Genomic DNA, 12440 nt, shown 5'->3' on the forward strand with positions numbered 1-12440 from the left:
GCTCGCCAACCGGTCGCCACCTGGCACCCGAGCCTTCTGGAGGCGGAAAAGATGCCAGCGATCGTGCTCATCGGCGCTCAGTGGGGCGACGAGGGCAAGGGCAAGGTTACCGACCTGCTGGGTGAGCGGGTCGACTACGTGGTCCGCTACTCCGGCGGCAACAACGCGGGCCACACCGTGATCACCCCGGACGGCCAGAAGTACGCGTTGCACCTGATGCCGTCGGGTGCGCTCTCGCCCAGCGCGATGATCATCATCGGTAACGGTGTGGTGGTCGACCCGAAGGTGCTGCTGCAGGAGATCGACGGGCTCGCCGAGCGCGGCGTGGACGTCTCCCGGCTGCGCATCTCCGGTGACGCGCACCTGATCATGCCGCATCACCGGGCGCTGGACCGGGTCGTCGAGCGCTACCTCGGCTCCGCCCGGATCGGCACCACCGGCCGCGGCATCGGCCCCGCGTACGGCGACAAGGTCGCCCGGATGGGCATCCGGCTGCAGGACCTGCTCGACCCGGGCATCCTGCGCAAGAAGCTGGAACTGGCGCTGCGCGAGAAGAACCAGCTGCTGTTCAAGGTCTACAACCGCAAGGCGATCGATCTCGACGCGACGATCGAGGAGTACCTGGCGTACGCCGAGCGGCTGAGGCCGTACATCGCGGAAACCCGGGTGATGCTCTGGGACGCGCTGGACCGCGGCGAGACCGTACTGCTGGAGGGCGCCCAGGCCACCATGCTCGACATGGACCACGGCACGTACCCCTTCGTCACCTCGTCGAACCCGACGGCCGGCGGGGCGTGCGTGGGCGCCGGCATCCCGCCGACCGCGATCAGCCGGGTGATCGCGGTGAGCAAGGCGTACACCACCCGGGTGGGCGCCGGCCCGTTCCCGACCGAGCTCTTCGACGACAACGGCCAGCACCTGCGCAAGGTCGGCCACGAGTACGGCACCACCACCGGCAGGGAGCGCCGCACCGGCTGGTTCGACGCCGTCGTCGCCCGGTACTCGTCCCGCCTCAACGGTGTCACCGACCTGGTGGTCACCAAGCTCGACGTGCTCACCGGCCTGCCCAAGGTGCCGATCTGCGTCGCGTACGAGATCAACGGCGAGCGGTTCGACGACATGCCGATGACCCAGACCGACTTCCACCACGCGAAGCCGATCTACGAAGAGCTCGACGGCTGGTGGGAAGACATCACCAAGGCCAGGACCGAAGACGAACTCCCGGAGAACGCGAGACGGTACATCGCCCGCATCGAGGAACTGACCGGCACCCGCGTCAGCGTCGTCGGCGTAGGCCCCGGCCGCGAAGAAAACGTAGTCCGCCACCCCCTCCTCCCCTAACCCCCCGTCCACGTTGATCATGAAAGTTGTCGGTGTGACATGCCGGTGGCGGCACTGACAACTTCATGATCAACGGGGGCGCGGGTGGGGTCAGTAGGATGCGGGGTCGTGCGGGTTCTTCTTGTGGGTGGCGGGGGGCGGGAGCATGCGCTCGCGCTCGGGTTGGCTGGCGATCCGTCCGTGGCGGCGTTGATCGCGGCACCGGGGAATCCTGGCATTGCCGGGGTGGCGGAGTTGCGGTCGGTTGACGCATCCGATCCGGCGGCCGTTGCGGCGCTCGCCGTCGAGGTCGGCGCCGACCTGGTGGTGATCGGGCCGGAGGCGCCGTTGGTGGCCGGGGTCGCCGACGCGGTACGCGCCAAGGGCATCGCCGCGTTCGGCCCGTCCGCGGAGGCCGCCCGGCTGGAGGGCTCCAAGGCGTTCGCCAAGGACGTCATGCTCGCCGCCGGTGTGCCCACCGCCCGCGCCTTCGCCTGCACCGACGCGGCGAGCGTCGGCGCGGCCCTGGACGAGTTCGGCCCGCCGTACGTGGTGAAGAACGACGCGCTGGCCGCCGGCAAGGGCGTCGTGGTCACCGAGGACCGGTCCGCCGCGCTGGAGCACGCCGAGGAGTGCGGCCGGGTCGTCATCGAGGAGTACCTCGATGGCCCGGAAGTCTCGCTCTTCGTGGTCACCGACGGCGAGGCGGCGCTACCGCTGCTGCCCGCGCAGGACTTCAAGCGGGTCGGCGACGGCGACACCGGCCCGAACACCGGCGGCATGGGGGCGTACGCGCCGCTGCCCTGGGCGCCCCCCGGCCTGGTCGACGAGGTGATGCGCGACGTCGTGCACCCCACGCTGGCCGAGATGCGCCGCCGGGGCACGCCCTTCGCCGGGCTGCTCTACGTCGGGCTGGCGATCACCGCCGCCGGGCCGCGGGTGATCGAGTTCAACGCCCGGTTCGGTGACCCGGAGACCCAGGTCGTACTGGCGCTGCTGGAGACGCCGCTGGCCGGGCTGCTGCACGCCGCCGCCACCGGCACGCTGGCCGCGCACCCGCCGCTGCGCTGGCGGGACGGCGCCGCGGTCACCGTGGTCGTGGCGGCCGACGGCTATCCGGCCGCGCCGCGCACCGGCGACGTGATCACCGGGGCGGACCGCCGGGGGATCATCCACGCCGGCACCGCCCGCCGGGCCGCCGACGGCGCGCTGCTCTCCGCCGGCGGCCGGGTCCTCTGCGGTACGGCCACCGGCCCCGACCTGACCGCCGCGCGGGACGCCGCCTACGCCCTGGTACGCGGCATCGAGCTGGCCGGCTCCCACCACCGCACGGACATCGCCGCCGCCGCGGTGGACGGCCGGATCGCCCTGCCGGCCTGATCCCCGTGGCGGCCCGGCGGACCGGTCGGATCCGCACCTCAAACCGGCCGGTCAGGTCGCCGCGAACCAGCCGTTCGGCGGCCCTCAGGCATTGACAACCCGTGTCACGATCAACCCTGCCGGTCAGGGGTGAGGCCCTCGCCGGGAACGGGACGGGGGTGCACGATGGGCGGGTTCTTCGCCACGGCGCTCAGCTTTCCCACCGTGCTGTTCAGCTTCCTGCTGCTGGTGGTCGTCGGCTACTGGCTACTGGTGCTGACCGGGGTGCTGGACCTCGGCGACGACCTGGACGCCGACGGCGTGCCCGGCGGCGTCCTCGCCGGCCTGGGGCTCGGCAACGTGCCCAGCACCGTCGCGTTCTCGCTGCTCGTGGCGGTGGCCTGGTTCGTCTGCCTCGCCGGCACCGCGCTGCTCGACGGGCTGGGCCTCGGCGCGGTGGCCCGGATCGCGGTCTTGGTCGGGGTGCTGCTGGCGGCCGTGCTCTGCGCGTGGGCGGTGACCCGCCTGGTCGCGGTGCCGCTGAGCCGTCTGTTCCCGACGGGTACGGAGTCCAGCCGGCACGCCTTCGTCGGCAGCCTCTGCACCATCCGCACCGGCCAGGTGACGGCCGACTTCGGGCAGGCGGAGGTGACGGCGCCGGACGGCTCCTCGGCGATCGTCCAGGTCCGCCAGCCCGGCGCCGAGCCGCTGTGCGCCGGCAGTTCCGCCCTGATCTACGACTACGACGTCGAGGGTGAGTTCTTCTGGGTGATGCCCGCCGGCATCGCCTTCCAGCCCGACCCGTCGCGTCCCGCACCGATGTAACCGCCGCCGGTGACCCTCACCCGCGACAACGGGTCACCCCCTTCGAGTCCGGACCGTACGCCACACCCCGCCGCCGGTCCGTCCCACGCTGCCCGCGAACCCCCACAGAAAGGAGGATGCGCGGCACCCACCGGTCCGTCCCTACCACCGGACCGGCGCCGCGCGCTCAGCCATGGATGTCGTCACCACCGGGTTCGGCGTACTGCTCGCCGTCCTCCTGCTCGTCGCCCTCGGCGTGGTCTTCCTGGTCAGCCGCCTGTTCCGCAAGGTGGAGCAGGGCAAGGCGCTGATCGTCTCCAAGGTCCGTCGGGTGGACGTCACGTTCACCGGGGCGGTCGTCCTGCCCGTGCTGCACAAGTCCGAAATCATGGACATCTCGGTGAAGACGATCGACATCGAGCGCACCGGCAACGAGGGCCTGATCTGTCGGGACAACATCCGCGCCGACATCCGGATCACCTTCTTCGTCCGGGTCAACAAGACCACCGAGGACGTCATCAAGGTTGCCCAGGCCATCGGCACCGCCCGGGCCAGTGACCGGGAGACCCTCCAGGAGTTGTTCAACGCCAAGTTCTCCGAGGCGTTGAAGACGGTGGGTAAGCAGCTCGACTTCGTCGATCTGTACACGAAGCGCGACGAGTTCCGCGACCAGATCATCCGGGTGATCGGCACCGACCTCAACGGGTACAGCCTGGAGGACGCGGCGATCGACTTCCTCGAGCAGACCCCGATGTCGCAGTTGGACGCGAAGAACATCCTCGACGCCCAGGGCATCCGGAAGATCACCGAGCTGACCGCGATCGAGCACGTGCGGACCAACGAGTTCCAGCGCAGCGAGGAGAAGGAGATCACCCGGCAGAACGTCGACGCCCGGGAGGCGATCCTCGAGCTGGAGCGGCGCCAGGCGGACGCCGAGGCCAAGCAGCGGCGGGAGATCGAGACGGTGCGGGCCCGCGAGGAGGCCGAGATCACCCGGGTTCGGGCGGAGGAGCGGCTGCGGGCCGAGACGGCGAACATCCGTACCGACGAGCAGCTGGGCATCCAGCACGAGAACCGCACCCGGGAGATCGCGGTGGCCGAGAAGAACCGGGAGCGGGTCATCGCGATCGAGACCGAGCGGATCGAGAAGGACCGGATGCTGGAGGTCATCGGCCGGCAGCGGGAGACCGAGCTCAGCACGATCTCGAAGGACAAGGAGGTCGAGGCGGAGAAGCGGGCCATCGCCGAGGTCGTCCGGGAGCGGATCGCGGTCGAGAAGACCGTCGCCGAGCAGGAGGAGAACATCAAGCGGCTGCGGGTGGTCGAGGAGGCCGAGCGGACCCGCCAGGCGGTGGTCATCCAGGCCGAGGCCGAGGCGCAGGAGAACCTGGTCAAGGACATCAAGGCGGCGGAGGCGGCCGAGACGGCGGCGAAGTTCAAGGCCCGCGAGGAGCTGGTGCTCGCCGAGGCCCGGCAGCAGGCCGCCGAGCTGGACACCCGGGCGAAGATCCGGCTGGCCGAGGGTACCCAGGCCGAGGCGGCGGCCGCCGGCCTGGCCGACGTGCAGGTCCGCGAGCGAAGCGCCGAGGCGATCGAGAAGGTCGGCCGCGCGGAGGTCGCCGTCGAGCGCGACAAGGCCCTGCTGGCCGCGGAGGCGGTACGCGAGAAGCTGAAGGGCGAGGCCGAGGGTCTGACCGACAAGGCTGCGGCGATGGCCGCGCTGGACGACGCCACCCGCCAGCACGAGGAGTACCGGCTGCGGCTGGAGCTGGAGAAGGAGGTCCGGCTCGCCGGGCTGGACACGCAGCGGCAGGTCGCCGAGGCGCAGGCGAGGCTGGTCTCCACCGGCCTGGAGAAGGCGAACATCGACATCGTCGGCGGGGACAGCGTCTTCTTCGACCGGCTGCTCAGCTCGATCTCGTTCGGCAAGAGCGTGGACGGTTTCGTGGCCCACTCGGACGTCGCCCGGGGCCTCACCCAGCCGTGGCTGGACGGCACCGCCAGCTTCACCGAGGACCTGACCCGGATGCTCGGCTCGATCAACACCGGCGACGTGCAGAACCTGACCCTCTCCGCCTTCCTGTTGCAGCAGATGCGGGCCGGCGGCGCGGACAAGGGCAAGCTCCAGGAACTGCTGACCGTCGCGCAGCGGCTCGGCGTGGCCGAGACCCCGGTGGGCGCCCTGGCCGGCCCGCGGCAGCGCGCCGGTGAGTGAGCCGGTTTCCGGCCCGACCGGCGGGAACGCCGCCGGTCCGGCCGGGCAGAACGCCGGCCCGGCGGGGCTGGACGCGGGCAGCTACGAGGTGCTGCGCAACCGGCTCGTCGGCCAGGCCGGCGAGCTGGCCCGCCGGGCGGAGGGGCTCAACGCCCGGCGGCTGGAGGTCTTCGGCAGCACCGAGTTGCGCCTGCTCAGCACCGAGCGCATCCGTACCGGGCACAACTGCGTGCCCCGGGACATCGTGTCGGTGGGCGGGTTGATGCTCTTCGGCTACAACGTCTTCATCGGCCTGAAGCCGGAGACGACGGTCGACGACGTCTTCTCGCTGCACCGCTTCGCCCGGGAGCCCCACGCACGCGCCGGTGCCCCAAGCGGCGAGGAGGGCGGCTCCGACGCGTTCCGGTTCGACCGGGCCGGCCCGGACGAGCTACCCGGCCTGCTGCGCGACCCGGTGTTCCAGCGCGACTTCGCCGAGCTGTACCGCTACTACCGGCAGACCCGGCTGCTGCAACTGCGCCGGCTCGACGGCCGGCTGCTGGCGGTGTTCCAGACCGGCCCGCGCACCGACGACATCCGGGTGCTGCGCTGGCGGCTCGACCCCGACGGCGGCGTCGGGTACCTGGACAACCGGGGCGAGCGGGACCACGTCTTCCCGCCCTCGCACGACTTCGAGTGGGTCGAGACGACCCGGGAGAACCACGTCCTCGGCCGGCACCCGCACATCTCCATCGCCGACGAGATCTTCGTCGAGACGGTCGGCGGCACGCTGACGGTCAAGCTGGAGAACAACACCGAGGTCGGCGAGGGCATCTACGACGAGCCGGTGGACGAGCCGCTGCAGAGCCTGGCCGACGCGGACGTCAGCTGGGCCCGGGTCGGGCCGCTGATCCTGTTGCGGATACGACCGTACAAGGAGACCGAGTGGCGGCACCTGGTCTTCAACTCGCTGACCCGGGAGGTGGTCCGGCTCGACGGCATCGGCCCGGCCTGCCAGCGGCTGCCGGAGGACCACGGCATCATCTTCGCCGGCGGCTACCACCTGGCCACCGGGGTCACCCGCACCTTCGACACCGACGTGTCCGGGCTGGAGTTCGAACGGGTGGTCCGCTCCCCGAACGGGGAGGACGTGCTCTACGTCTTCCACGCCCGGGCGGACGGCCGCTCGCTGCTGCTGCCGTACAACGCCATCCGCAAGGAGGTGGCCGCACCGATCCTGTGCCACGGGTTCTCGCTCTTCGACGACGGCACGCTGGTGGTGTTCCGGGCGACCTCGGAGGAGCCGACCCGGGTCCACCCGATGCAGATCTGGCAGACGCCGTACGTCTCCGACGCTTACGCGGCGGCGCAGCCGGCGGGCACCGGCCCGCTGGAGCGGGTGGGTAACGCCGACCTGGTCCGGGGCATCTCCGACTGCCTCTCGGTGGCCCGGATGGTCGACGGCGCGGCGGCCACCACCGCGGTCTACGAGGCGTTGATCGCCGCCTGCGCCCGAATGGTCGACCACTACCACTGGCTCGGTGACCCGGACCTCGGTGACCTGCTGGCGCCGCTGGCCGAGCTGCGCCGCACCGCGGTCGCGGTGCTCGACGAGTACGAGAAGGTCCGTGCCCTCACCGACCAGGCGCGGACCGCGCTGGACGAGAGCGCCGAGCGGATCGCCTCGCTGGCCCGGCGGGCCCGCGGCGAGGCGCCGCTGACCGCCGACGACTGGGTGCGGCAGCTCGCCGGGCTGCGCCAGGCCCGCGGCCACCTGGAGTCCCTGCGGGAGCTCCGGTACGTCGACCACGGGCGGATCGACGAACTGGCGGAGCGGCTGGACGGGGAGCTGACGGCCGCCGGCCGGCGGGCGGTGGACTTCCTGCGCCGCGACGACGCGTTCGCCGGCTACCAGGCCGAGGTGGACCGGCTGGCCGGGCAGGGCGCGGCGATCGGCACGGTGGCCGAGGCCGGGGCGGTCCGGGAGGAGCTGGCCGGGCGCGCCGAGGGGTTGCAGACCATCACCGACGTGGTCGGCGGGCTGGACATCGCCGACGCGACCGTCCGCACCGGGATCCTGACCCGGGTCGGCGAGGTGCTCGGCGCGGTCAACCGGGCCCGGGCGGTGCTGGACAACCGCCGCCGGGAGCTGCTGGAGGTGGAGGGGCGGGCCGGCTTCGCGGCCGAGTTCGCGCTGCTCGGGCAGGCGGTGACCGGGGCGCTGGCGGCGGCGGACACCGCCGAGCGGTGCGACGAGCAGCTGGGCCGGCTGTTGCTGCGGGTGGAGGACCTGGAATCCCGGTTCGGGGAGTTCGACGACTTCCTGGCCGAGCTGGCGACCCGGCGGACCGAGATCTACGAGGCGTTCTCCTCGCGGAAGCAGGCGCTGCTCGACGAGCGGGCCCGGCGGGCCGACCGGTTGGTCTCGTCGGCGGAGCGGATCCTGGTCAGCGTCCGGCGCCGGGTCGGCACGCTGGCCTCGCTGGACGAGATCAACACGTACTTCGCGGCGGACCCGATGGTGGGCAAGCTGCGTGCGGTGGTGGAGGAGCTGCGTACCCTCGGCGACCCGGTCCGGGCCGAGGAGCTGGACGGCCGGATCCGGGCCGCGCGCCAGGAGGCTGGTCGCGGCCTGCGCGACCGCCTCGACCTGTACGCCGACGGCGGCGAGACGATCCGGCTGGGCCGGCACCGGTTCGCGGTGAACACCCAGCCGATCGACGTGACCGTGGTGCCGCACGACGGCGGGCTGGCGGTGGCGGTGACCGGCACCGACTACCGCGCCCCGGTCCGGGACACCGAGTTCGCCCGCACCCGCCGGTTCTGGGACCAGCTGCTGGTCTCCGAGTCGCCGGAGGTGTACCGCGCCGAGTACCTGGCCACCTCGATCCTGGCCGCCGCCGAGGCGGGCCGGGACGGGCTGACCGTGGACGGGCTGCGGGCGGCGGCGGCCGACGCCGGTGACCTGCGCGAGCTGGTCCGCCGGTTCGCCGAGGCCCGCTACGACGAGGGCTACGAGCGGGGCGTGCACGACCACGACGCCACCGAGCTGCTCCGGGCGCTGCTGCGGCTGCACGCCGGGGCGGGCCTGCTCCGCTACCCGCCGGCCGCCCGGGCCGCCGCGCAGCTGTTCTGGCGGTTCGGCGCGGCCGAGCCGGCCCGGACGGCGTGGACCGCCCGGGCCACCTCGCTGGCCCGGGCCCGGGAGCGGTTCGGCCGGGTGGCCCCGCCCGGGCCGGGCGGGCCGGCGGACGCCGGTGGCGGGGACGCCATCGACCGACTGCACGCCGAGCTGGCCGCCGAGGTGCGCCGCTTCCTGACCGCGGCCGGGCTGACCGGTGCGGCCGCCGAGGCCGACCTGGCCGGGGAGTACCTGTTCGAGGAGTTGTCCCAGCCGCCCGCGGGCTTCGTCACCGGGGCCGGCGCGCGGGCCGTGCTGGACCGGTTCCGCCGTGCCCTCGGCGGCCCGCAGTCCCGCTCCGCCCGGGAGTTCGACGCCGACCTGCGGTCCCTCGACGGCGATCTGGCCAGCCGGTACCAGCTGGTGGAGGCGTGGCTGACCGCGTTCCTCGCCACCGACGACGGCACGCTGTCCGGGTACGACCTGCCGGAGGCCGTGGCGGTGGAGCTGTGCGGCGCCGACCTGCCCCGGCACGATGCGGCGGCGACCATGGCGGAGACCGTCGGGGGCCTGCTCGGCGCGCACCCCCGGATCACCGGCTCGGCGCTCACCCTGCGGTTGGACGAGACGCTGGCCCGGACCCGCCGGTTCCGCACCGAGCTGGTGCCGGCGTACCGGGACTACCAGCGCCGGCGCAACGCGCTGGTGGACGCCGAGCGGGACCGGCTCCGGCTGGAGGAGTACCGGCCCCGGGTGCTGAGCGCGTTCGTCCGCAACAAGCTGCTCGACGAGGTGTACCTGCCGCTGATCGGCGACAACCTGGCCCGCCAGCTCGGCGCGCCCGGGGACGCCAAGCGGGTCGACCAGATGGGCCTGCTGCTGCTGATCTCCCCGCCCGGCTACGGCAAGACCACCCTGATGGAGTACGTGGCCAGCCGGCTCGGCCTGGTCTTCGTCAAGGTCAACGGCCCGGCCCTGGGCTCGGGGGTCACCTCGCTCGACCCGGCGGACGCGCCCGACGCGACCGCCCGGCAGGAGGTGGAGAAGATCTCCTTCGCTCTGGAGCTGGGCAACAACGTGCTGCTCTACCTCGACGACATCCAGCACACCTCGCCGGAACTGCTGCAGAAGTTCGTCTCGCTCTGCGACGGGCAGCGCCGGATGGAGGGCGTCTGGGAGGGCCGCACCCGCACCTACGACCTGCGCGGCAAGCGGTTCGCGGTGTGCATGGCGGGCAATCCGTACACCGAGTCGGGGCAGCGGTTCCGGGTGCCGGACATGCTCGCCAACCGGGCCGACGTGTGGAACCTCGGCGACGTGCTCTCCGGCCGGGAGGAGGTGTTCGCGCTCAGCTACCTGGAGAACGCGCTCACCGCCAATCCGGTGCTGGCGCCGCTGTCCGGCCGGGACCGCGGCGACCTGGAGCTGCTGGTCCGGCTGGCCCGGGGCGACGAGTCGGTCCGGGCCGACCAGCTCGGCCACCCGTACTCGCCGGTGGAACTGGAGCAGATCGTCTCGGTACTGCGCAAGCTGCTGCGGGTGCAGCAGGTGGTGCTCGCCAACAACCAGGCGTACATCGCCTCGGCGGCGCAGGCCGACGCCTCCCGTACCGAGCCGCCCTTCCAGCTCCAGGGGTCGTACCGGAACATGAACAAGCTGGCCGAGCGGATCGTCCCGGTGCTCAGCGACGAGGAGCTGGAGGCGGTCATCGACGACCACTACCGCGGCGAGGCGCAGACCCTGGCCTCGGGTGCCGAGGCGAACCTGCTGAAGCTGGCCGAGCTGCGCGGCCGGCTCACGCCGGAGCAGGCCCGGCGGTGGGCCGAGGTGAAGGCCGGCTACCTGCGGGCCCGCGCGATCGGTGGCGCGACGGACGACCCGGTGGACCGGGCGGTGGGCGCGCTCGGCCTGCTCGCCGACCGGGTCGGCGGGGTCGCGGCGGCGATCGGTCGCGCGGCCGACCGGGGCTGAGGCCGGCGGCGGGGGATCCTCCGGTACGCCGGACAACCCCCGCCGCCCTCGGGTCACCGGCGGGCGACCCCCGCTGCCGCGGCCCGGTCGGTCGACGCGGCGTCCCGGCCGGTGATCCGGTCCAGCAGGTTGGCGGTGGCCCGCACGACCCGCTCGTCCCGGTGCCCGGGCCGGTTCAGCGCCATCGCCCAGCAGAACGTGCCGGAGGCGAAGACGAGGCCGCCCTGCGGCGTCTCGTACAGGTGGGTGTTCTGCACCCGGTGGCTCCCGTACCGGGTGCGGTACGGCGAGGCGCTGAGCACGGTGGCGGTGAGCGCGGTCGGGTACGGGTGGTCCGGGCTGACACCGTCGGCCTCGCCGCCGACCATGCCGGGGATCCGGTCGCCGTCGGCGAGCCCGGTGCCGGCCCAGAACCAGTGGTCGGCGGCCCGCACCACCAGCGGCTGCGGGTCCCGGACGATGCCGTTGTACTGCACGCCGAGCAGCGCCTGCTCGGGCCGGCCCAGGTTGCGCCAGGTGATGGTCGGACCGTCGGCGTCCTGCTCCGGATCGGGCGTGGCCTTGCTGCAGGCCACCAGCCGTCCCGGCCGGCCGTCCGCGTCGTCGCGTATCCGGACGTGCCAGTAGACGCTGTTGGCGGAGAGGAACGCCAGGCTGGTGCCGGCCGCCACGGCGCGCTCCGCCGCGCGGCGCATCCGCACCGACCAGTACTCGTCGTGACCGGAGAACACCAGGCCGCGGTGCCGGCTCGGGTCGAGCCGGCCGGAGTGCAGGTCGAGGCTGCTGGCGTAGCTGACGTCGTACCCGCTGCGCTCCAGCCACTGGATGGCGTCGTGGTCCCGGTCGATCTGGGTGGGCAGGCCCTCGTGGACGTACGGCCGGTCGAAGGAGACCTCCCGGGCGCGCGCCGCGGGGTCGGTGCGCCCGGTGGCGCTGAAGCCGTTGTAGAGACTCTTCCCGGTCTGCCCGTCGAGCGGCCACTGGTTGTACGCCTGCCAGGTGGTCATCGGCAGCACCACGCAGAGGGCGGCGGCCCGCCGGTCGTCCCGGACCACGAAGGGGGTGCAGGCGCGCCAGCCGTCCGCCGAGGTGAAGACGGCCTGGTACAGCCCGGACGTCCAGTCGTCCGGCACCCGGACGGTCCAGGAGACCGGCCAGCGGCAGGCGATGGCCCCGGTGGCCGGGTCGGCCGGCGGCACCGGCTGAGGCTCGCCGTCGAGCTGGGGGCTGGTGAGCAGGGTGCGTGCCCCGGCGCCGTCGTACCAGCCGAGCCGGTGGATCGAGATCCGGTACCGGCCGCCGGGGTTGACCGCGACGTGGAAGTCGACGGACTCGCCGGGGGCGACGCTGGTGGTCGAGGCGTACCCCTGGATCTGGCGCTGCCGGTCGTCCACGCAGCGGTCGTCCCGCGGCGGCCACCAGGGCTCACCGGCGGCGCGGTTCTCCACCTCCACGGGGGGCGGCTGGCGCCGGGCCAGGGTGCCGGTGCGCCGCCGCCCGAGGACCGGGTCGGTGGTGCCGAGCGCCGCGGCGGAGACCCCGCCGGCGAGAAGACCGAGTGCCCAGCGCCGGCGGAGACGGACCATCGAGCAGCTCCTGAAACGGTGTGAGCGGACCGGCCGGGACCGGCGGCGGAGCAGAAGGTACCACCGGCCGCCGGTCCCTGTCCGT

General features: G+C 73.1%; 6 protein-coding genes. 5 read left to right on the forward strand and 1 reads right to left on the reverse strand.

What is annotated here, in order from left to right:
• Positions 1-51: 51 nt before the first annotated feature.
• The 5 genes from I8N68_RS05435 (at position 52) to I8N68_RS05455 (ending at position 10769) form a co-directional block, all read left to right on the forward strand.
• Positions 52-1341 carry an adenylosuccinate synthase gene (locus I8N68_RS05435; RefSeq protein ID WP_200208732.1) on the forward strand — a complete coding sequence of 430 codons (1290 nt, stop codon included), beginning with the start codon at positions 52-54 and terminating at the stop codon, positions 1339-1341.
• A 108-nt stretch (positions 1342-1449) separates the two neighbouring features.
• Complete coding sequence (purD, locus tag I8N68_RS05440; RefSeq protein ID WP_200208733.1) at positions 1450-2700, forward strand: phosphoribosylamine--glycine ligase; 1251 nt, start codon at positions 1450-1452, stop codon at positions 2698-2700.
• A gap of 165 nt (positions 2701-2865) precedes the next feature.
• Positions 2866-3504: an OB-fold-containig protein gene (locus I8N68_RS05445; protein WP_200208734.1), complete on the forward strand. Its 639-nt coding sequence runs from the start codon at positions 2866-2868 to the stop codon at positions 3502-3504.
• 172 nt (positions 3505-3676) lie between these two features.
• Positions 3677-5698, forward strand: a complete 2022-nt coding sequence (locus tag I8N68_RS05450) for a flotillin family protein (protein ID WP_200208735.1) — start codon at positions 3677-3679, stop codon at positions 5696-5698.
• Complete coding sequence (locus I8N68_RS05455; protein ID WP_200208736.1) at positions 5691-10769, forward strand: DNA repair ATPase; 5079 nt, start codon at positions 5691-5693, stop codon at positions 10767-10769. The genes I8N68_RS05450 and I8N68_RS05455 overlap by 8 nt, the downstream gene beginning before the upstream one ends.
• Before the next feature lie 53 nt (positions 10770-10822).
• Here the strand turns inward: I8N68_RS05455 and I8N68_RS05460 are convergent, their stop codons facing one another.
• Entirely contained in the window at positions 10823-12355 is a 1533-nt protein-coding gene (locus I8N68_RS05460) for a N,N-dimethylformamidase beta subunit family domain-containing protein (RefSeq protein WP_200208737.1), read from the reverse strand.
• Positions 12356-12440: the final 85 nt, after the last annotated feature.

The sequence above is a fragment of the Micromonospora coerulea genome (assembly GCF_016598485.1).
Lineage (GTDB): Bacteria > Actinomycetota > Actinomycetes > Mycobacteriales > Micromonosporaceae > Micromonospora > Micromonospora coerulea.